The sequence below is a fragment of the Aquihabitans sp. G128 genome (assembly GCF_019048865.1).
Lineage (GTDB): Bacteria > Actinomycetota > Acidimicrobiia > Acidimicrobiales > Iamiaceae > Aquihabitans.
Map to the genome: position 1 here is coordinate 2,550,291 of NZ_CP077604.1, position 20,294 is coordinate 2,570,584.

Annotated in this window: 19 protein-coding genes, 2 pseudogenes and 1 riboswitch; of the genes and pseudogenes, 11 read left to right on the plus strand and 10 right to left on the minus strand. The window is 75.1% G+C overall.

Annotated elements, in window-relative coordinates; translation table 11 throughout:
- The first annotated feature begins 165 nt into the window (after window positions 1–165).
- Complete coding sequence (locus tag KSP35_RS12110; protein ID WP_216995713.1) at window positions 166–1,089, plus strand: hypothetical protein; 924 nt, start codon at window positions 166–168, stop codon at window positions 1,087–1,089.
- Here the strand turns inward: KSP35_RS12110 and KSP35_RS12115 are convergent.
- The 4 genes and pseudogenes from KSP35_RS12115 to KSP35_RS12135 all read right to left on the minus strand — a co-directional run bounded on the left by KSP35_RS12115 (window position 1,086) and on the right by KSP35_RS12135 (window position 5,715).
- On the minus strand, window positions 1,086–2,108 hold the full coding sequence (locus KSP35_RS12115; protein ID WP_254126737.1) for an ABC transporter ATP-binding protein: 1,023 nt from the start codon (window positions 2,106–2,108) through the stop codon (window positions 1,086–1,088). The two genes, KSP35_RS12110 and KSP35_RS12115, sit on opposite strands and share 4 nt — an antisense overlap.
- Window positions 2,102–3,737, minus strand: a pseudogene (locus tag KSP35_RS12125) (ABC transporter permease). The gene KSP35_RS12115 and the pseudogene KSP35_RS12125 overlap by 7 nt, the downstream one beginning before the upstream one ends.
- Entirely contained in the window at window positions 3,713–4,897 is a 1,185-nt protein-coding gene (locus tag KSP35_RS12130; protein ID WP_216995716.1) for a thiamine ABC transporter substrate binding subunit, read from the minus strand. The pseudogene KSP35_RS12125 and the gene KSP35_RS12130 overlap by 25 nt, the downstream one beginning before the upstream one ends.
- Window positions 4,885–5,007: riboswitch (TPP riboswitch) on the minus strand. It overlaps the preceding gene by 13 nt.
- 30 nt (window positions 5,008–5,037) lie before the next feature.
- Complete coding sequence (locus KSP35_RS12135; protein ID WP_216995717.1) at window positions 5,038–5,715, minus strand: hypothetical protein; 678 nt, start codon at window positions 5,713–5,715, stop codon at window positions 5,038–5,040.
- 180 nt (window positions 5,716–5,895) lie between these two features.
- On the opposite strand from KSP35_RS12135, the gene KSP35_RS12140 reads away from it, so the two are divergent.
- On the plus strand, window positions 5,896–7,035 hold the full coding sequence (locus tag KSP35_RS12140) for an LLM class flavin-dependent oxidoreductase (protein ID WP_216995718.1): 1,140 nt from the start codon (window positions 5,896–5,898) through the stop codon (window positions 7,033–7,035).
- An 8-nt stretch (window positions 7,036–7,043) separates the two neighbouring features.
- On the opposite strand, the gene KSP35_RS12145 is transcribed toward KSP35_RS12140, so the two are convergent.
- Entirely contained in the window at window positions 7,044–8,504 is a 1,461-nt protein-coding gene (locus KSP35_RS12145) for an amidase (RefSeq protein ID WP_216995719.1), read from the minus strand.
- A gap of 41 nt (window positions 8,505–8,545) precedes the next feature.
- Entirely contained in the window at window positions 8,546–9,526 is a 981-nt protein-coding gene (locus KSP35_RS12150; RefSeq protein ID WP_216995721.1) for a glycerate kinase, read from the minus strand.
- 83 nt (window positions 9,527–9,609) lie between these two features.
- Here KSP35_RS12150 and KSP35_RS12155 point away from each other — a divergent pair, with 83 nt between their 5' ends.
- Complete coding sequence (locus tag KSP35_RS12155; protein ID WP_216995723.1) at window positions 9,610–9,876, plus strand: Rho termination factor N-terminal domain-containing protein; 267 nt, start codon at window positions 9,610–9,612, stop codon at window positions 9,874–9,876.
- Window positions 9,877–9,889: 13 nt separating this feature from the next.
- Here KSP35_RS12155 and KSP35_RS12160 read toward each other — a convergent pair whose 3' ends face one another.
- Genes KSP35_RS12160 through KSP35_RS12175 form a run of 4 tightly spaced genes read right to left on the minus strand, consistent with a single transcriptional unit; the run spans window position 9,890 to window position 12,962 of the window.
- Window positions 9,890–11,269: a trehalose-6-phosphate synthase gene (locus KSP35_RS12160; RefSeq protein ID WP_216995725.1), complete on the minus strand. Its 1,380-nt coding sequence runs from the start codon at window positions 11,267–11,269 to the stop codon at window positions 9,890–9,892.
- A gap of 51 nt (window positions 11,270–11,320) precedes the next feature.
- Window positions 11,321–12,085: a trehalose-phosphatase gene (otsB, locus tag KSP35_RS12165; RefSeq protein ID WP_217002224.1), complete on the minus strand. Its 765-nt coding sequence runs from the start codon at window positions 12,083–12,085 to the stop codon at window positions 11,321–11,323.
- Window positions 12,082–12,705, minus strand: coding sequence for a LytR C-terminal domain-containing protein (locus KSP35_RS25050; protein WP_216995727.1), 624 nt, complete (start codon window positions 12,703–12,705; stop codon window positions 12,082–12,084). The genes otsB and KSP35_RS25050 overlap by 4 nt, the downstream gene beginning before the upstream one ends.
- Window positions 12,702–12,962, minus strand: a complete 261-nt coding sequence (locus KSP35_RS12175) for a DUF3263 domain-containing protein (RefSeq protein WP_216995729.1) — start codon at window positions 12,960–12,962, stop codon at window positions 12,702–12,704. The genes KSP35_RS25050 and KSP35_RS12175 overlap by 4 nt, the downstream gene beginning before the upstream one ends.
- 115 nt (window positions 12,963–13,077) lie before the next feature.
- On the opposite strand from KSP35_RS12175, the gene KSP35_RS12180 reads away from it, so the two are divergent.
- The 8 genes and pseudogenes from KSP35_RS12180 (at window position 13,078) to KSP35_RS12215 (ending at window position 20,122) form a co-directional block, all read left to right on the plus strand.
- Entirely contained in the window at window positions 13,078–13,428 is a 351-nt protein-coding gene (locus KSP35_RS12180) for a hypothetical protein (protein WP_216995731.1), read from the plus strand.
- 190 nt (window positions 13,429–13,618) lie between these two features.
- The gene (gene mbhE, locus KSP35_RS12185; protein ID WP_216995733.1) at window positions 13,619–16,564 is read left to right on the plus strand and encodes a hydrogen gas-evolving membrane-bound hydrogenase subunit E; all 2,946 of its coding nucleotides are present in this window, start codon (window positions 13,619–13,621) and stop codon (window positions 16,562–16,564) included.
- Entirely contained in the window at window positions 16,561–16,992 is a 432-nt protein-coding gene (locus tag KSP35_RS12190; RefSeq protein WP_216995735.1) for a sodium:proton antiporter, read from the plus strand. The genes mbhE and KSP35_RS12190 overlap by 4 nt, the downstream gene beginning before the upstream one ends.
- The gene (locus KSP35_RS12195) at window positions 16,989–18,488 is read left to right on the plus strand and encodes a Na+/H+ antiporter subunit D (protein WP_216995737.1); all 1,500 of its coding nucleotides are present in this window, start codon (window positions 16,989–16,991) and stop codon (window positions 18,486–18,488) included. Before KSP35_RS12190 ends, KSP35_RS12195 begins: the two co-directional genes overlap by 4 nt.
- Window positions 18,485–19,075, plus strand: coding sequence for a Na+/H+ antiporter subunit E (locus KSP35_RS12200; protein WP_216995739.1), 591 nt, complete (start codon window positions 18,485–18,487; stop codon window positions 19,073–19,075). The genes KSP35_RS12195 and KSP35_RS12200 overlap by 4 nt, the downstream gene beginning before the upstream one ends.
- Window positions 19,072–19,323, plus strand: coding sequence for a monovalent cation/H+ antiporter complex subunit F (locus KSP35_RS12205; protein WP_216995740.1), 252 nt, complete (start codon window positions 19,072–19,074; stop codon window positions 19,321–19,323). The genes KSP35_RS12200 and KSP35_RS12205 overlap by 4 nt, the downstream gene beginning before the upstream one ends.
- A 17-nt stretch (window positions 19,324–19,340) precedes the next feature.
- Window positions 19,341–19,707, plus strand: a pseudogene (gene mnhG, locus KSP35_RS12210) (monovalent cation/H(+) antiporter subunit G).
- 25 nt (window positions 19,708–19,732) lie between these two features.
- Entirely contained in the window at window positions 19,733–20,122 is a 390-nt protein-coding gene (locus KSP35_RS12215; protein ID WP_216995744.1) for a hypothetical protein, read from the plus strand.
- Window positions 20,123–20,294 lie beyond the last annotated feature (172 nt).

A 20,294-nucleotide genomic window follows, 5' to 3' on the forward strand; every position in this document is an offset into this window, starting at 1 on the left:
GGAGGACGGTGGATGGCACCCTCCCCCTATCGGTCGCTGCGGGCCGGTTCTCAACCGGACTGGGCCGATCGGCCCATGCGCGCCGCTGCCGGCCGGTCCGAGCGGGCTCGGGCCGGTGGTAGAACCTCCGCGTGGTCGCCCCGGCCACCAGCCCAGGAGGCACCGATGAGCGACGCACCGCGCACCGAGGACGGCAAGCCGATCGGCGGGTGGGTCCTGCGGGCCGACCCGGCCGTGTTCGACGTGGCCTCCATGCTGCAGGAGTACGGCCAGGTGTTCCGGCACCCGGTGACCCCCGGCCCCCGGGCCGACCTCATGGATGCCGGCCAGCCCTGCTTCCTCTTCCAGTCCGACACGTCGAAGGTCGTGGGCATCTGGGCCGTGGGCGAGGTCGTGGCCCCGTGCTTCGCGGCGCCCGTCGACCCCGAGGACTCCGACGCCGGCGAACAGCTCTTCGCCGAGCTCGAGCTCCTCCCCCTCGAGAAGGCCATCGCCTTCGGCAAGATCAAGGACCACAAGGTCCTGGCCCAGGGCGAGCTGGTCGGTTCGCCCGACCAGGCCAACCCCGTGGTGCTGCGCCCCGAGGAGGTGCGGGCCCTCGAGGAGTTCGACTTCGCGTTCGTGCCGCCCACCCTCGAGCAGATCGAGGCCCTCCAGGAGGCCCTGGGCGAGGAGGAGACCGGCCTGATCTTCCAGCTCGTCGGCGCCGACGCCAGCTTCGGCATCCTCGACGACGGCAGCGACGACGAGCTGCTCTCGGTGGTGACCGTCACCGACGAGGGCGCCTTCGAGCTGGGTCGCTTCCAGGAGTTCGCCGATGCCATGAGCCTGGTCCTGCTCCAGGTCGAGGGCCTCGCCCTCGAGGACCCCATCGAGGCCATCCCCGACGAGCTGCCCGACGGTGACCCGGTCGCCGTGCTCCAGGCCGAGGACGGCCTGCTCGGCCTCTACCGCGTGGGCCCGGACGCCTTCGACCTCTACGACCCCACCGAGGACGGCGGCTTCGAGGTCATCGGCCGGTTCGAGACCCTGGCCGCCGCCCTGGCCGGCCTCATGGACGCCATCGAAGAGGTCGACGAGGACGCCTAGGCCAGGGGCGACACCTCGCCGGGGTCGATCACGAGGGTGCCCGTGGCGCCCACGGCCGGCGGGGCGGCGGTGTGCAGCGCCAGCTCCACGGACGGCCGCCCCTCGGCCGGCGCCACGCGCAGGGTGACCTGCGACGTGGCGCCGCGGAACCGCACGTCCACCACCGTCGCCAGCCAGGTCCGCCCGTTGCCGGCCGTCTGCGCCGGCGACGAGAACGCCAGGGCGGCTTCGCGGACCACGACGCCGGCCAGGCCGCCGGCCAGGCCCAGCGCACCGGCCGCGGCGGGGTCGAGCACGTTGGCGTGGCCGAGGAAGCGGGCCACGAACGGCGAGCCGGGATCGCGCCACACCTCGGCGGCGGGGCCGTCGCGCTGGACGCGCCCGGCGCGCAGGACCACCAGCCGGTCGGCCACCGCGTAGGCCTCCTCCTGGTCGTGGGTGACGTGGATGGCGGCCACGCCGGACGCGGCGAGCACGGCCCGGAGGTCGTGGGCGAGCCGGTCGCGCAGGGTGCGGTCGAGCGAGCCGAGCGGCTCGTCGAGCATCAGCAGGCGGGGCGAGGGCGCCAGAGATCGGGCCAGGGCGACCCGCTGGGACTCGCCGCCCGAGAGGGTGTCGATGCCGCGGTCGTCGAAGCCGCCCAGCCCGACGAGCTCGAGCACCTCGGCCACCCGGGCCTGGCGCGCCGGTCGGCGGTCGCCCCGCATGCGGAGGCCGAAGGCCACGTTCTCGCCGACGGTGCGGTGCGGGAACAGGGCGTGGTCCTGGAACATCAGGCCGAAGGGCCGCTGGTCGGGCGGGCGCCGGGTGAGGTCGTCGCCCGCCCAGGAGACCGCGCCCGACGCCGGGGCCTCCAGGCCGGCCAGCACCCGCAGCAGCGTGCTCTTGCCGCAGCCGCTCGGCCCGACGAGGGCCACGACCTCGCCGGGCGCCACGTCCAGCGAGACGTCGTCGACCACGGTCGCCGCACCGAAGCGCACCGTCAGGTCCCGGGCCTGCAGCCCGTCGGCCGTCACCACCCGAGCGCGTCCTTCGGGCGCAGCCGCTCGATCACCAGGACGCTGGCGGCGGTGAGCGCCGCCAGCAGGGTGCCGAGCGCCATGGCCTGGCCCCGCAGGGCGGCACCGGGCTGGCCGAGCAGGCGGAACATGGCCACCGGCACGGTGGGGGCGTCGGGCCGGGCCAGGAACGAGGTGGCGCCGAACTCGCCCAGCGAGATGGCGAAGGCGAAGGCCGCTCCGACCAGCAAGGTGCGCAACACCACCGGCAGGTCGACCTCTCGGCGGGCCCGCCAGGGCGACGCGCCCAGCACGGACGCGGCCTCACGCTGGCGGGCGTCGACGGCGCGCAGGGCGGGCACCAGCGAGCGGACGACGAACGGGATGCCGACGAGGGCCTGGGCGACGGGCACGATCAGCCGGGACGACCGGAGGTCGAGCGGCGGCTCGTCGAGGGCGAGGAGGATGCCGAAGCCGAGCGTCACCGCCGAGGTGCCGAGCGGGACCATGAGGGCCAGGTCGAGCGCGCCCCGAGCGCCGGCCGGCGTGGACCACCACGGCCGAGGCCAGGCCGCCCACCGCCACCGCCAGCACCGTGGCGGCCGCGGCGTAGGCCAGCGAGTTCCCGACTGCGGTGAGCGGGCTCACGAACAGGCCGCTGCCGGTGCTGCGGCCGAGGGCGCGGTAGTTGCCCCAGCCGTGGCCGCCGCCCACGGCGAGCGAGCGCTCGACCAGGACGCCCAGCGGGACCACCACGAGCAGGAGGGCGGGGGCCAGGGAGGCGGCGACGGCCGCGGCCTGGCGGCTCGACCGCACGGGGCGGGCCGGGACCGGACGGCGGGCCACGACGGCCCCCGCCGCCCGCTCGAGGCGGTGCACCACCAGCACCAGCGCCACCACCGTCACCAGCTGCAGCAGGGCCAGCGCCGCGGCGGTGGTGAAGTCGGTGCGCTGGGTGGCGTAGCGCCAGATCTCGGTCTCCACGGTCGGGTGGCCGGCCCCGCCCACGGTGAGGATCACCCCGAACGAGGTGAAGCAGAACAGGAAGACGATCCCCGCCGCGCTCCAGAGCGCCGGCGCCAGCCGGGGCAGCACCACCTCTCGCAGCACCCGGGCCCGACCGGCGCCCAGGACCCGGGCCGCCTCCTCCACCCGAGGGTCGAGCAGGGCCCAGTAGCCGCCGACGATGCGGACGACGACCGCCACGTTGAAGACCACGTGGGCCAGCAGGATCGCCCACACCGTCCCCTGGAGGCGCAGGCCCCCGCCGCTGCCGTCGACGCCGAAGCGCTCGAACGTGGCCTGCAGGGCGGCGCCCACCACCAAGGTGGGCAGCACGAACGGCACGATCAGCACGGCCCGCAGCACCCGGCGACCGGGCAGGTCCACCCGGGCCACCGCCCAGGCCGCTGGCAGGCCGGCCAGGATCGTCAGCACGGTGGAGGCGGCCGCCTGCCACACGGTGAACCACAGGAGGTGACCGATCGAGCGCCGCCGCACCACGTCGAGCACCGAACCGTCGCCGAGGCCGCGCGCCAGGATCGACCCGACCGGGTACGCGAAGAACACGGCGAGGAAGGCCACCGGCACGGCGGCGACCGCGGCCCACGCCCACCCGCGCCGCGTCACCGCAGGACGATCCGGGTCCAGGCCTCGGTCCACCCGTCCCGTCCGGCCTCGATCTCGGCCGGCGTGAGGGTCAGCGGGTGGTCGATGGGGGTGCGGTTGGCGGCGAACGCCTCGGGCACCTTCGCCGTGCGGTTCACCGGCTCCACGAACATGTTGAGCGGGATGTCCTCCTGGAACCGGCGCGACAGGAGGTAGTCGACGAGCTTGGCGGCGGCCTCGGGGTGGTCGGTGCCGCGGAGGACCCCGGCGAACTCCACCTGGCGGAAGCAGGCGTCGGCCACCACGCCGATGGCCGGCGTGGTGCGGGGCGGGTCCGAGTAGACGACGTCGGCCACCGGGCTGGTGGCGTAGGAGGTCACGATCGAGCGCTTGCCGGTGCCCGACCCGAACGAGCCCTCGTAGGCCTCCTCCCAGCCGGGATCGACCTTGACGCCGTTGGCGCGGAGGTCCTTCCAGTACTGCTGCCACCCGTCCTCGCCGTACGTGGAGATGGTGGCGAGGAGGAAGGCGAACCCCGGCGACGAGGTCTCCGGGTTCTCGGTCACGAAGTCGTCGGCGAAGGCGGGCTTCGTGAGGTCGTCGAGGCCCGTCGGCGCCGCGCCGGCCTTCGGGAAGGCCTGCTTCGAGTAGTTCAGGCAGACGTCGCCGACGTCGATGGGCGTGGCGAGGTGGTCCGGGGCGAGCTGGTTCGCCCGGTCCACCTGGGCCAGGGCCTTCGGTGCGTAGGGCGTGAAGAGCCCGGCCTTGGTCCCACGGCACAGGAACGTGGTGTCGATCCCGAAGAGGACGTCGGCCACCGGCTTGCCCGCGGTGAGCACCGACTGGCTCACCAGGGTGCCGGCGTCGCCGCTGGTGAGCAGCTTCACCGTGATGCCCGTGGCCTTCGTGAACGGCTCGAAGATGCCCTTGGAGGTGGCGAAGGAGTCGTGGGTGACCAGGGTGATGGTGGTGCCCGACGTGTCGGCGTCGGCCACCGACCTCGCGCTGATGGCGGCCGGGACGTCGTCGGGCCGGCACGCGGCGGCGCCCGTCGCCCCGCTCTTCGACCCGCCGACGGGAGCCGACGACGGGTCGCTGGTGCAGCCGGCGAAGGCGGCGGCCAGGGCGACCACCGCCACGAAGGTCGGCACGGCGCGCCGCCGACGGCGCGACGACGAGGTGGATGGCACGGACACGGTCATGAGCTACCTCCGCTGGCATTACCCAGATCAGGTTCTCGGGTCGACGGCGAGGGCCTTGCAGCCAGCCGTCCTCTCAGCCCGATCGCTCTCGAGCTCCCCGGATTCGGTTGTCGCCGCCGACCCTACCCGCAGCCCGGCCGTCAGCCGAGGGCGTCGAGGGCCGGGTCGTGGACCGTGCGGAGGGTGGCCTCCAGGTGGGTGGCCTGGGTGGTGGTCGCGGTGCGGATCCAGGCCACCGCGCAGCCGTCGATCCAGGCATCGAGGCGAGCCACGTCGTCCGGGTCCAGGTGGGCCAGGCCGCCCTCGGCGTCGAGGCCGAACCCGAGGTGCTCGGCGACCGCGGCGCGGAACGGGCTGCGGGTCAGGTCGGCGTCGCCGCGCAGCGCATCGCCGCCGACGCGGGCCCGGAGGCCCCGCTTGCCGACCGCCCGACCGAGGTGGATCGGCACCCCTCCACGGAACCAGGCGTAGGCACCGGGACCGGTCGGCAACGTGGCTCGGGCCAGCTGGTCGGCCTGGACCCGATCGGCCGCCACGAGGGTGGCCCAGGGCGAACCGGTCGGCAGCTCGGGGAGCGGTTCGGCACCGGCGCCCGCTGCGGCGGGCCCGGCCGCCAACCCGGTGTCGGCGCCCGCCGCCTGCAGGAGCACGGCGGCCAGCCCGGCCACCGCATCGATCGGCACCAGCAGGGGCGGCAGCACGTCGCCCTCGATGCCCAGCTCCAGCACCACCACGGCGTCGCCCGCCACCTCGGCCCGCCAGGCCTCGACCGTGGTCACGGGCACCGCAGCCCGGGTCAGCGCCTCGTCGTCAGCCATGCCGGCACCGTAGGCGCCGCCCGGGCCCGGGCCGGCTGGCGGCTGGTCGAGGTCTTCCCCACCGACCCGGTCGCCGCTGCGCTCGCGCTCGGTGCCCGAGCGGCCCGACCGGCCGCTGGCTAGGGTCCGCTCGAGACCTGACGGGTCGTCAGGTCCACGCGCCGGCCAAGGGGACAGGGCATGGAGTTCGGGATCTTCAACGGGGCGTACGTGCCCGCATCGATGACCGAGGCCGAGGGGCCCGCCGCCGAGGTGCGCCGGTTCAAAGAGGAGCTCGAGTGGGTGAAGGCGGCCGACCGGTCGGGCTTCAAGTACCTCTGGGCCACCGAGCACCACTTCCTCGAGGAGTACTCGCACCTCTCGGCCAACGAGAGCTTCCTCGGCTACTGCGCCGCCATCACCGGGCGCATCCACCTCGGCTCGGGGATCATGAACGTCACGCCCCCGGTGAACCACCCGGCCCGGGTCGCCGAGCGGGCGGCCATGCTCGACATCCTCAGCGACGGCCGCTTCGAGCTGGGCATGGGCCGGGGCTCCTCCACCACCGAGCAGGCCGGCTTCGGCATCACCGACCCCGAGCTGACCAAGGCCATGTTCGACGAGACGGTCCCCGAGATCGTCAAGATGTGGCGGCCCGGCACCTACCCCGGCTTCGACGGGCAGTTCTTCACCATGCCGGCCCGCAACGTGCTCCCCAAGCCGGCGCACCTCCCGCACCCGCCGCTCTGGGTGGCGGCCGGCAGCCCGTCGACGTTCGAGAAGGCGGCCCGCATGGGCGTCGGCGTCCTGTGCTTCACCACCGGCCTGGCCGAGGACCTGGCCCCGCTGGTGGCCACCTACAAGCGGCTCATCGGCGACGCCGAGCCGGTGGGCGCCTACGTCAACGACAACGTGATGGTGACCTCCAGCATGCTCTGCCTGGAGGACGGGGCGCGGGCCCGGCGGATCATGGGCGACGCCCGCGGCCACTACCACAAGAGCCTCCTGTTCCGGTACCTCGACACGTTCCCGAAGCCCGCGGGCACGCCCACCTGGCCCGAGCTGTGCCCGCCCTACACCTCCGAGGAGATGGACCTCGCAGTCGAGCTGGGCGAGTGGGCCATCGGTGACCCCGACGAGTGCCGGCGGGTGGTCCAGAAGTTCGCCGACATCGGGGCCGACCAGCTCAGCTTCGGCATGCTGTCGTCGGAGGTGCCGATCGACGTGGTCATCGAGGCCACCGAGCTGTTCGGGCGCGAGGTCATCCCCCAGTTCGACACCGATCCCCAGCACCGCAGCGACCGCCTCCGCCAGCAGGCGCTGGCCACCGCCGCCGACTGACCCTCCCGCTACCGGGCGCCCGTCCAGACCTGGGGGCGGCGGTCGGCCCAGGGCGCGGCCTGCTCCAGCTGGGCGGCGATGCGGATGAGCACGTCCTCGCGCGCCGGGGCCGACACCAGCTGCACGCCGATGGGCAGGCCCTCGGCGCTCTGGTGCAGCGGCAGCGAGATGCCGGGCTGGCCGGTGATGTTGAACGGGGCGGTGAAGGTGACGATCGGCGTCGACCGGAACACGCCGGCCAGCGGGTTGTCGGGGGTGGCGCCGAACTGGCCGAGGGTGGGCGGCAGCTCGGGGATGGTGGGCGTGAGCAGCAGGTCGAAGCCGTCGACCTCCCACCAGGCCACCGTCGCCCGGGTCATGGCGTGGAGGCCGTCGAGGGCGGCGAGGTAGGCGCTGGCGGTCACGGCGCGGCCGCCCTCGGCGATGGCCCAGGTGCCGGGCTCGAAGCCGTCCTCGGTGAGCGGGGCGCCCACCAGCTCGGCCAGGTGGTCGAGCTCACGGGCCACCCAGGCGCTGTAGGTGACGAGGAAGTTGGCCACGTGGCCCGGGTCGTCGAACGACGACGGGTAGGCCTGCTCCACGCGGTGGCCGAGGGACTCGAGCAGCGTCGCGGTGGCCTCGGTGGCCGCCTCGACCTGGGGGTCGGTCACGAACGAGCCGTCGGGCGGCTGGGCCACCCAGCCGATGCGCAGGCTGCCGGGGTCGGCGCCCACCTCGGCGGCGTACGGCCGAGCCGGGGGCGGCGCCCAGTACGGGTCGCCCACGCCGGGGCCGGCCACCGCGTCGAGGATGGCGGCGGTGTCGCGCACGGTGTGGGTGACGGCCAGCCGGGTGACGAGGCCGGCCCAGGCCTCACCGAGCTCGGGGCCCAGGGAGCTGCGGCCCCGGGTGGGCTTGAGGCCGACGAGGCCGCACTCGGCGGCCGGGATGCGGATCGACCCGCCGCCGTCGCCGGCGTGGGCCATGGGCACGATGCCGGCGGCGGTGGCGGCAGCCGAGCCGCCGCTGGACCCGCCGGTGGAGCGGGTGGGGTCCCACGGGTTGCGGCTCGGCCCGTGGGACAGCGGCTCGGTGGTGGTCACCAGCCCGAGCTCCGGCGTGTTGGTGCGACCGATGACGATCAGCCCCGCGTCGCGGAACCGGGTGGTGAGCTCGGAGTCGGTGGTGGCCACGTAGCCGTGGTCCTTGAGGAACCGGGTCCCGGCGTGCAGCGGCTCGCCGGCTGCGGTCCCGTCGAGGTCCTTGAGCACGAAGGGCACGCCGGCGAAGGGGGCATCGCCCGACACCGCAGCGGCCTCCTCCAGGGCCCGCTCGTAGCGGGGGTGGATGATGGCGTTCAGCTCGCCGTTGACCGCCTCGGCCCGGTCGATCGCGGCCTGGACCAGTTCGGTGGCGGTGACCTCGCCGGCGCGGACCAGGGCGGCCTGGTCGGTGGCGTCGAGGGCGGCAACGTCGGACAGATCGGTCATGGCGGGGACCGTAGCCCTGTCCGGTTCGCCGGGGACGGCCGTCAGGTGAGGCGGGCGGCGACGGCTTCGGTGATGCAGGCGAGGGTGTCGGCCATGGCCCGCTCCCGGCCGAACTCGGCCACCAGGCTCACGGCATCGCAGCGGTCGCCGACACCGTCGAACACCTCGCCGGCCACCACCAGCACCGGCACCCCGAACTCGGCGGCCAGGTCGACCATGCCGCCCACCACCTTGCCGTGGAACGACGCCTCGTCGACGAAGCCCTCGCCGGTGACCACCAGGTCGGACTCCTCGATGGCGCTGGCCAGGTCGAGCTCGTCGGCGATCAGCTCGAAGCCCGACTCGATGGTGGCGCCGACGGCCGCGAGGCCGCCGGCCAGCCCGCCCGCCGCGCCGGCGCCGGGCAGGGTCGTGACGTCGACGCCGTGGTCCTCCAGGTACACCTGGGCCAAGCGCTCGAGACGGCGCCGGAGCAGCTCGACCTGGCTGGCGGTGGCGCCCTTCTGGGCGCCGAACACGTCGGCCGCCTCCAGGAACGCGGTGTGCACGTCGACCGCCGCCACCAGCTCGACGCCCTTGAGCCGGGCGGCGGGGAACAGGGCCCGGAGCGCGGCCAGGCCGCCGTCGGTGGTGGCCGACCCGCCGTGGCCCACGAAGATGCGCTTCGCCCCGGCGTCGAGGGCGGCGACGATCAGCTCGCCGGTGCCGGCGGTCGACGCGGCGATGGGGTCGTTGCCCTCGGCGCCGCCCACCAGCGCCAGCCCCGACGCCTGGGCCATCTCGATGACCGCCAGGCGACCGGCGTGGCGCCAGCCGGCCTCCACCGCGCCGCCCAGCGGGCCGGTGACGGTGGTGGTGCGGTTGGCGCCGCCGAAGACCTCGAGGAAGCCCTCGCCGCCGTCGCTCATGGGCACCGAGCGGGTGGTGGCACCCACGGTCCGACCGGCGGCGTCGACCGCGCCGGCCACCTCGGCGGCGGTGGCGGTGCCACGGAACTTGTCGGGGGCGGCCAGGATGCGCACCCGACCATGGTGCCCGACGCCGGGCATGGTGCGGTCACGGCGGGGGCAGGTCCGGTGCGTTCCCCCACCCCGAGGAGGCCGCCATGGCCAAGGACCACGGACCCACCGTCAAGGACGACGACCAGTACGAGGCGCTGCGCAAGGGGGGCGCCAGCAAGGAGAAGGCCGCCCGCATCGCCAACGCCTCGGCGGCCCAGGGGCGCTCCACGGTGGCCCGCCGGGGCGGCGAGCACGGCGACTACGACGACTGGACCAAGGACGAGCTGCTCGCCCGGGCCCGCGAGCTCGAGGTCGACGGCCGGTCGAAGATGGACAAGGCCGAGCTCATCGACGCCCTCCGCGACCGCTGACGGACGAGCGCGGCTAGCCGGCCGCCGCGAGCTGGTCGGCGAGCCACGTCGCCGGGGTCCGCGCCAGCGACGCCGCCCGCAGGGCACCAGCCCGGCGCCGCCGCTCGTCGGGCGGCGCATCGAGCGCATCGGCCAGCGCCTGGGCCGTGGCGCCCACGTCGAACGGGTCGGCCCGCCACGCGGCGACGCCCAGCTCGTCCCACGCCCCGGCCTCGGGTGACAGCACCAGCTGGCCGTCGCGCTGGTTCACGAGCATCGCCTCCTTCGCCACCAGGTTCAGCCCGTCGCGGATGGGGTTGACCAGCACCACGTCGGCCCGGGCGAGCGCCGCCATGGAACGGGGGTAGTCGTCGTGGGGGTCGTACGCGATGGGCTCCCAGGTGTCGGTGCCGAACCGGGCGTTGATCTGCGCCACCCGGCGAGACACGGCCTCGCGGTAGCGGTCGTAGGCCGTCACGCCCGCCCGGGACGGGTACACGTAGGCCCCGAACACCACCCGACCGTGGCGCTCGGGCTCCGCCTCCAGGAGGGCGGCGTAGGCGTCGAAGCCCCGCAGCACGTTCTTCGAGAGCTCGATGCGGTCGACCCGCACGATGAAGGAGCGGTCGCCCACCAGCTCGTCGAGCTCGGCCGCCGCGGCCTGCGACGCCGGCGCGGCGATGGTGCCGGCCAGGTCGTCGGCGTCGGGGCCCAGCGGGGTGACGAAGCAGGCCGGCGCCCCGATCCCGGCGTCGGTGCAGCAGGCCCGGAAGTCGTCGGCCCAGCGAGCGGTGTGGAACCCGCAGGCGTGGTGCGCCGCCAGGCCGGCCACCAGCTCGCGCCGGGCGGCGTCGGGGAGGGTGCGCAGCCACAGCGGCGTGGCGAAGGGCGTGTGGGAGAAGTGGACCAGGCGGAGGTCAGGGCGACGGCGGCGCAGCCTGGGCGCCATCAGGCACAGGTGGTAGTCCTGCACCAGCACGACGGCGCCGTGCGGCGCGTCGTCGGCCACCGCGTCGGCGAACGCCTCGTTCACCTGCCGGTGGGCGGCCCACGGCCCATCCACCCAGCCCGGCTCCCACGCCGGCTCGTACACCGGGTCGAACAGGCCGTGGTGGGCGAACCACAGGGCCTCGTTGCACACCGTGTCGTAGTGGGCCTTGAACGTGGGCGGGTCGAAGGCGAGCAGACGGATGCGGAAGCCCTCGGCCGTGGTGGGGCCCTGGGCGGCCACCACGGCGTCGCCGTCGGACATGGCGGCCGCCACCCACAGCGTGCTGGTGCCCCGCACCAGGGGACCGAGGCCCGAGACCAGGCCGCCGGCCCCGCGCTTGGCCACCGGCGAGCCGGCGTCGTCGAGGCCGAACGACACGGGGCCGCGGTTCGAGACGATCACGATCGGTCGCTCACTGGCCATGCGCGCCACCCTAGGAGGCGGCCCCCACCAGCCCCCAGGGCCGTGGCGAGGTCAGGGCAGGAGCGTGCGCAGCAGCTCGACCACCCCGGCCGGACCGGGGACCACCAGATCCGCCACCGCCCGCACCTCGGGCGGCAGCTCCGGCGTCTCGACGGCCACCGAGACCGTGGCCACGCCCTCGGCGCGCAGGTCGGTCAGGGCGGCGAAGGCCGGAAGGTCGCCCAGGTCGTCGCCGGCGTAGAGCACGCCGCGTGCGCCCTCGGCCAGCTCCCGCACGGCCAGGCCCTTGTCGGACTCGACGGGCGGGTGGAGCTCGATCGACATCTTCGCCGGCCGGGCCACGAGGCCGGTGGCGTCGGCCAGCTCGGCGGCGAGCCGGGTCACCGCGGCGGCCGCCTTCGGCCGGGCCCGGAAGTGCAGGGTGACCGAGAACCCCTTCGGCTCCACCAGGACGCCCTCGATGTCGGCGGCCTGGGCCCGGGCGACGGCGTCGGCCACGACCGGGCGCCAGGGCTCGGTGCCGACCCGGGCCCGCGCCACGCCGTCGACCTGGGACTCGAGGCCGTAGAGGCCCGAGAGCACCACCGGGCCCGGGAGCTGCGAAGCGAGGAAGGCCACCGGGCGACCCGAGACGGCGCCGACGGTCCGGTACCGCCCGGCCAGCGCGGTGAGCACGTCGACCGCGCCCTCGACCGGGCGGGCGTCGTCGGGGCGTTCGACGATCGGCGACAGCGTGCCGTCGAAGTCGAACAGCAGGACCGTGCCGCCGGGGTCGGCGACCAGCGGGGCCAGCAGCGACGCTCGGTGCGAGGTCAGTTCGCTGCGGTGGTGGAGGTGGTGGTGCTGGACCCGGTGGACCCGGTGCCGGAGGCGACGGTGTCCTTGCCCAGGACGACCACCACGTTGGCCGTGGCCGAGCCGGGGCCGGGGGCGGTGGCCGGCATGGCTGCGACGACCGAGGCGGTCTTGCCGAGCAGGGCAGCCACCCCGTTGGCCTCGGCCTGGTAGCCGTTGGCGTAGAACACCGAGGTGGTGGCGGCGCCGCTGGTGGCGGCGTTGGCCGCCGCCCCGGTCTTGTAGCCGGCGGCCTTGATGGTCTGCGTGGTCGACGCGGCCGAGCCGGCGGGGCCGCCGGAGTTCAGGACCAGCACCGTCACCTCGCTGGGCTGGCGGGCCTCGGCGCCGGCCGCGGTGGTGGAGGTGGTGTCGCCGGTGGCGGCGGTGGACGTGGTGGTGGTGTCCTCGCCGAGGCCGGACGTGTCGACCGTGGTGGAGGTGACGTTGCCGGCGTCCACCTGCGCCCCGGTGTCGGCGCCGCCGGGACCGCCCGCCTTGAGCAGGAGGAGGAAGCCGATCAGGACCGCTGCGAGGAGCACGGCGATGCCCCGGGCGTTGGCGTCGAGCGCGCTGGATCGGGGTTGCTGGGGAGAGGTCATCGGCTGCGCCATTCGGTCGCGGGGCGGGGTTCGAACCGTTCACGGCGGCGGCGGTCTCGGTCTCGCTTGAGCCGGCGCGCCAGGAGCGGGTCGTACTGGAAGGACTCGGGATCGGCCAGGATCTCGGTGAGGAGCTCGTAGTAGCGGGTGCTCGAGAGCTCGAAGCGCTCACGTATGGCCTCGGCCTTGGGACCAGGTTGCGCCCACCACGATCGCTCGAAATCGAGGATCGCCTCGTCGCGCTCGGTCAGGGCCATCCGGACCAGCGTGGTCGGCCGGCCCAGCTGATGCAAGCACCCTCCCCTTCGTGCGGCCCCGGACGGGGCTCGACAAGGGTCCGATCCGGCCCGTTCGCCGGTAGGCTGGCGCGCCATGCCGGGACCTCGCCGCCGCCGACGCGCCGCGGCGGTCGTGGGCCTGGCGTTCGTCCTGGCCCTGGCGCTCGGGCTGCTCAGCCTCGGCGGGGCCCGCACCGACCGCCAGACGCAGGTCCCCGCCAGCGCCGACCGTGGTCGCTCGGCCGCGCCCGCGACGATCGTCGGCGCCCGGGACGCCGCCGTGCGGATCGGTGCCCACCTCCCCCCGCTCGACGCCGTGCTCCCCGCGGCGAGCGGCCTCGTGGTGGTGCTGCTGGCCCTCGGCGCGCTGGCCGCCGCGCCGCAGCCCGGCCTGGCGGCCCGGCCCCTGCCGGTGCGCTCCGGCCGCGGCCCGCCCGCGCGCTGACCCGGCCCTGAGCCGCCTGCCGACGCCGCCCCGGCGCTCGGCCCAGCACGAGCCGTCGCACCGCGCGACGGTTCCCGGTGCGCCCGCCCGCACCCGCCCCGACGACCGGCGTCGCGGCCCCGACCCTCGAGGACCTCCCCTTGCCCGCACCTGCTGCTGCACCGCTGCACCCGAGCCCGGGTGGTGGCGCGTGATCGCGCTGCTCGCCCTGCACGGCGTGGTCGGCGTCGTGCTGGTGGCCCTGGGGGGGCGCCTCGGGCGACGGGGCGCGTGGCTCGCCGCCCTCGTGCCGGCGGCCACGGTGGCCTGGCTGGCGGGGCAGCTCGGTCCGGTGCTCGACGGCCGAGCGGTCACCAGCCACGTACGCTGGCTGCCGGGCCTGGGCGTCGACCTCGACCTGCGCCTCGACGGGCTGGCCGCCCTCCTGCTGGTCCTCGTCTCCGGCATCGGCGTGGCCGTCTTCGCCTACGCCGCCCGCTACCTGCCGGCCGAGGGTCCGGGGGTCGGCCGCCTGGTCGGGCTCCTGCTGCTGTTCAGCGGCGCCATGGTCGGGCTGGTCCTGGCCGACGACCTCCTGGTGCTCTACGGCTTCTGGGAGCTCACGTCGGTCACGTCGTTCCTGCTGATCGGCAACGACCACCGCAAGGCCGAGGCCCGGGCCGCGGCGCTGCACGCCCTCCTCGTCACCGGGGCCGGCGCGCTGGCCATGCTCGGCGGCTTCCTCTTGCTCGGCCACGAGGCCGGCACCTACCGCATCAGCGCCATCGTGGCGTCGCCGCCCACCGGACCGGTGGTCGGCGTGGCGCTGGCCCTGATCCTGCTCGGCGCCTTCACCAAGTCGGCCCAGTACCCGTTCCACTCCTGGCTGCCGGGAGCCATGGTGGCGCCCACCCCGGTGAGCGCCTACCTGCACTCGGCCACCATGGTGAAGGCCGGCGTCTACCTGATCGCCCGACTCTCGCCCGCCTTCGCCGCCGACGTGAGCTGGTGGCGGCCGGTGGTGGTCTCGGTCGGGCTGGTGACCATGCTCGGCGGCGGGCTGCGGGCCCTGCGCCAGCACGACCTGAAGGTGCTGCTCGCCCACTCGACGGTGAGCCAGCTGGGCTTCCTCGTGGCCGTCTTCGGCATCGGCACGCCGGCGGCGGTGGCCGCCGGGTCCACCCTCCTGCTCGCCCACGGGGCGTTCAAGGCCACCGGCTTCCTGGTGGTCGGCATCGTCGACCACCAGACCGGCACCCGGGACCTGCGCTGCATCCCCCGCCTCGACCGGACGTGGGCGCCCACGCTGGTGGCCGGGACCGTGGCCGCGGCGTCCATGGCCGGCATCCCGCTCACGCTCGGCTTCGTGGCCAAGGAGTCGGTGCTGGAGGCGTTCCTGCACGCCGGGCCCGGGCCGTGGGCCCTGGCCGTGGGCGGCGTGGTCGCCGGCTCGGCGCTCACCGCCGCCTACAGCGCTCGCTTCGCCTGGGGCCTCAGCGGGCGAGGGGCCACGGCACCGTTCGACGTGGTGCCCGCTGCGGTCCGCCCGGCGCCGGGGTTCGTGGCGCCGGCTGCCGTCCTGGCCGCCGCCACCGTGCTGCTCGGCGTCGTGCCCGGCGTGGCCGACCGCCTGGTCGGTGCGCACCTGGCGGTGTGGCACGGCGCCAACGCCGCGCTCGGCCTGTCGGCGGTGGCCATCGCCTCTGGCGCCGCCCTGTTCGTGCTCCGTCGCCGGGTCGGCCGCGCCCTGGCCACCGGCCGGAACCTGCCCGACGGCGGCCGGGCCTACGTCGGCGCGCTGCGCGGCCTCAACGTCCTCGCCGACCGGGTCACGGCGATCGCCCAGCCCGGCTCGCTCCCGATCTACGCCGGGGTCATCCTCCTCACCGCCGCCGTGCTCCCGCTGTGGGCGCTCACCACCGGCGCCTCGTGGCCCGGGCTGCCCCGGTGGGTGGAGACCCCGGCGCACGTCCCGGTGGCGATCGTCCTGGTCGGCGCCGCCCTCGCCGCCTCGGTGGTGCGCCGCCGCTTCTCCGCCGCGCTGTTCCTGGGCGTGGCCGGCTACGCCATGGCCGCGCTGTTCGTGGTGCAGGGAGCGCCCGACCTCGCCCTCACCCAGGTGGCCATCGAGACCCTCTCCACCGTGCTCTTCGTCCTCGTCCTACGGCGCCTGCCCGACCGGTTCGGGTGGGCCGGCGGCGCCGCAGCCGGGAGCGGCGATCCCGCTGACGGCACGACGCCGCACGACTCGCGGATGACGGGTCGCCAGCGGGCCCTGCGGGTGGGCGTGGCGGTGGCCGTGGCCGGCTCGGTGTTCGTGCTGGCCCTGGTGATGGCCGCACCGGAGCACCCCACCCCCACCACCGAGCAGGTGGTCGCCCGGGCCGAGCCCGACGGGCACGGGCGCAACGTCGTCAACGTGATCCTCGTCGACTTCCGCGGCTTCGACACCCTCGGGGAGATCTTCGTGCTGGCCTCCGCCGCCATCGGCACGGTGGCCCTGGCCCGCGCCGGCCGTCGGCCGGGCACCGCGTCGTCGCCCTCGGCCGCCAGCACCGCGGCGGCCACCGGGCCACCGGGCAGGGGCGGCGACGGCGAGCCGGGCGACCGCACCGCGCCCGCCATCCGGCTGGGGCGCCTGGTGACCCTCGACGTCTCGGTTCGGGTGGTGTTCGCGGCGGTGATGGTCGGCTCGGTGTACCTGCTCTTCGCCGGCCACAACCAGCCCGGCGGCGGCTTCGTGGGCGGCATCCTCGCCGGTGCCGCGGTGGCCCTGCGCTACGTGGCCGGCGGCATCGGCGACGTGCGCCGCCTGTCCCGCGCCCGGCCGTGGACCGTGCTGGGCGCTGGTCTGGTGACCTCGGTGGGCACGGCCGTGGCGCCGCTGCTGCTCGGCGACCCCGTGCTCTCCAGCGCCTACCGCAAGGTCGACCTGCCCGTGCTCGGCTCCGTGTCGCTGTCCTCGGCGGCCATCTTCGACATCGGGGTGTACCTCGTGGTGCTGGGCCTGGCCCTCATGGTCTTCGAGTCCTTCGGCGACGACCCCGTCGACGAGGCGTTCGAGCCGCCCGTCTCGCCCACCGGCGAGGTCCCCGTCGGCGCCGATCCCATCGACGTCGTCGGCGCCACCGCCCTCGGCCAGCAGGCCCCGTCGTGAGCGTCCTCCTCGCTGCCACCGCGGCCGCCCTGTTCGGCATCGGCACCTACCTCGTGCTCCAGCGCAAGCTGTCGCGGGTGATCGTCGGCGTCGGCCTCATGGGCCACGGCGCCAACGTCCTGCTCATCACCGCCGGGCGGCGGGGCCGCTCGCCGATCATCGGCTCGAGCGACCCGTCGGGCTTCGCCGACCCCGTGCCCCAGGCGCTGGCGCTCACCGCCATCGTCATCAGCTTCGGCGTCACCGCCCTCCTCCTCGCCCTCGCCTACCGCAGCTGGCTGCTCACCCACGACGACGAGATCGCCGACGACGCCGAGGACCGCGAGGTGGCCCGCCACGGGCACCGCGACGCCGAGCTGGTCGACGCCGCCGCCGTCGAGCCCGTCGACCCCGAGGGCGACCCGACGCCGGGCGAGGGCACGCCGTGAACGTCCTCCTCGCCCTGCCCGTGGTCCTGCCCCTGCTCGGCGCCGGCGTCTCGATCCTGGTGGGTCGGTCGCGCCTGGCCCAGCGGGTGGTGGGCATCTCGGTGCTCACCGCCGTGACCGGCGTGGCGGTGGCGATCCTGGTCCACGTCGACCGCCACGGGCCCACGTCCACGCAGTCCGGCGGCTGGCCCGCACCGCTGGGCATCACCCTCGTGGCCGACCGCCTGTCGGCCCTGCTGCTGGTGGTGGCGTCGTCGATGCTGCTGGCGGTGCTGCTCTACGCCATCGGCCAGCCCGGCGCCGAGCGCAGCCACGTGGGCTTCCAGTCCGTCTACCTGGTGCTCGCCGGCGGCGTGGCCGCGGCGTTCCTCACCGGGGACCTGTTCAACCTGTTCGTGGCCATCGAGATGATGCTCACGGCCAGCTACGTCCTCATCACGCTGGGCGGCCGGCTCGAGCAGGTGCGCTCCGGCATGACCTACATCGTCATCAGCCTGCTCGCCTCGATGCTGTTCCTGGCCGCGCTGGCCTTCACGTACTCGGCCACCGGCACGGTCAACCTGGCCGAGCTGGCCCGCCGCGTGCCCGAGCTCCCCTTCGGCACCCAGGCGGCGCTGGCCGCCCTCTTCCTGGTGGTGTTCGGCATCAAGGCCGCCCTGTTCCCCCTCTACTTCTGGCTGCCCGACAGCTACCCGACGGCGCCCTCGCCGGTGACGGCGATCTTCGCCGGGCTGCTCACCAAGGTCGGCGTCTACGCCATCATCCGCACCCAGACGCTGCTGTTCCCCCACGTGCTGCCGGCCGGGCTCTTCTACGGCATCGCGGCGGCCACCATGGTCGTCGGCGTGCTCGGCGCCATCGCCCAGGACGACGTGAAGCGGATCTTGTCCTTCAACATCGTCGGGCAGATCGGCTACATGGTCATCGGCATCGGGCTGTTCGACGTGGCCGGGCTGGCCGCGGTCATCCTCTCGCTGGTGCACCACATCGTGGTCAAGACCTCGCTGTTCCTGACCGAGGGCCTGATCGAGCTGCACGGCGGCAGCAGCCGGCTCAACCGCCTCGGCGGCATGGTCCGCACCGCCCCCGGGATCGCCGTGCTGTTCGGCGTCGCCGCCCTCGCCCTCGCCGGCATCCCGCCGCTGTCGGGCTTCGTGGCCAAGTTCTCGCTCATGGCCGCCATCACCGCCCAGCACGAGTGGTGGGTGCTCGCCGTGGCGATCCTCGTCAGCCTCCTCACCCTGTTCTCCATGGTGAAGATCTGGGTGGGCGTGTTCTGGGCGCCCGCGGGGCCGGCCGGCGGCGAGGGACCGGCCGAGGTCGAGGTCGCCCCGGGGCCGAGCGCCCCGCTGCTCATGCTGGCGCCCACCGCCGTGCTGGTGGCCGGCACCGTGGCCATCGGGGTGTTCGGCGGGCCGCTGTACGAGCTGGCCGGCCGGGCCGCCACCGACCTGCTGCACCCGCAGCCCTACCTCGACGCGGTGGCGGGACGGTGACCGCCGTGGGCCTCGGCGGCCTCCTCCTCGCCATCTGGCTGCTCCTCTGGGGGTCGGTCACGCCGGCCAACGTGCTCAGCGGCGTGGTGGTCATCGCCCTCGTGCTGCGCTTCATCCCGGACGCCCGCTTCCGGTTCCGGCGGCCGACCGTGCGCGTGGGCCCGGCCCTGCGCTTCGCCGGCCTGGTGCTGGTCGACCTGTTCCGCGCCAACCTCGTCGTCACCCGCGAGATCCTGAGCCGCGAGTCGTCCATCAACACCGGCGTGGTGGCGGTGCCGCTCCCCCTGTGCTCCGACGGGCTGCTCACCCTGGTGGCCAACGTCCTCTCCCTGACCCCGGGGACCATGCCCATCGAGGTCACCCGGGAGCCGCCGGTGATCTACGTCCACGTGCTGCACCTGCGCGACGTCGAGGCCGTGCGCCGGGACGTGCAGCGGCTCAGCGCCCTCGCCATCCGCGCCTTCGGCTCGCCCGAGGCCGTGGCCATCCTCGACCACCCCGACTGGACCCGGCCCACCGAGGTCACCGACCGCCTCGTCGACGCCGGCCCGTCGGCCGGTCGCCCCGAAGGCGAGGACCAGCCGTGATCGTCGCCACCCTCGTGCTCCTGGCCCTCGCCTTCGTCCTGTTCGCCTTCCGCCTCCTCGTCGGCCCATCCCTGGCCGACCGGGTGCTGGCGCTCGACGGGATGATCGTGAGCGGCATCGCCACCCTGGTGGTGCGCGCCGTCGACACCGGTGACGGCACCTTCCTGCCGGTGGCCGTCGTGTTCACCCTGGTGGGCTTCATCGGCACCGCCGTGGTGGCCCGCTTCATCGAGGGGCAGGGCGGGTGATCGCGGCCCGGATCCTCATGCTGGCCGGCGCCGCGCTGGTCCTGCTCGCTGCGGTGGGCGTGGCGCGGTTCCGCGACGTGCTGGCCCGCATGCACGCTCTCGAAGGCGTCGACGCTGGGCCTGGTGCTGGTCCTGGTGGGCGCGGGCATCGCCCTCGACCACCCCAACGACGTCAGCTTCGTGGTGCTCGCCGGGCTGCTCCAGGTCCTCACCTCGCCGGTGGGCGCCAACCTGATCGCCCGGTCGACCTATCGCGCCGCAGGGATCCGCCACCGGCTCGACGGCATCGACGAGCTGGCCAGCCCGCCCCCGCGCACCGAGCCGGGAGCCCCAGCGGCGGACGACCGGACCCGAGCCGTTCAGGGTGACGAAACCGTTGCGTAACGGACGGCAACTACGCTCGCCCCTCGTGGAGCACCTTCGCCTCGACCGTGAGCAGGCCCGTCGCCTCCTCGCCGCGGGGCTGGCGCTGGCGGTGCTCGCCGCCTTCTGGACGCTGGTCACCACCACCCCGCTGGTACGCACCATCGCCGACCACACGCCGCACGCCCGGTCGATCGAGCTCCCCGCCGGCGCCCAGGACAGCGTGCAGTACCGCAGCGGCGCCCTGCGCACCGGCCCCCGCCTCACCCTCCGCAACGATCTCGACCAGCTGGCTTCGCGCCTGCTGGCCACCTGGGCGGCGGCGGCGTTCCTGGTGCTGGCCGGGAGCTGGTGGACCCGCCTGGGCCGCATCGACGTGGTGCGCACCAGCGTGGTGCCGCGCGTCGGTCTGCGGCTGCGCGGCCCTCCGGCCTGACGCGCGCCGACCTCGCCCCTCCCCACCGGCGAACCTGCGCTCCTCGACGCGCCCGTCCCGTCACCGCCGCCCACGCGGCGCTGACCGGCGCACCTCCGGCGACGGCCCGATCCGTCGCCCGACGTCACGAGCACGCCCGGCCGCCCCGCGCCGCCCGGCACCCCCGAGCGCC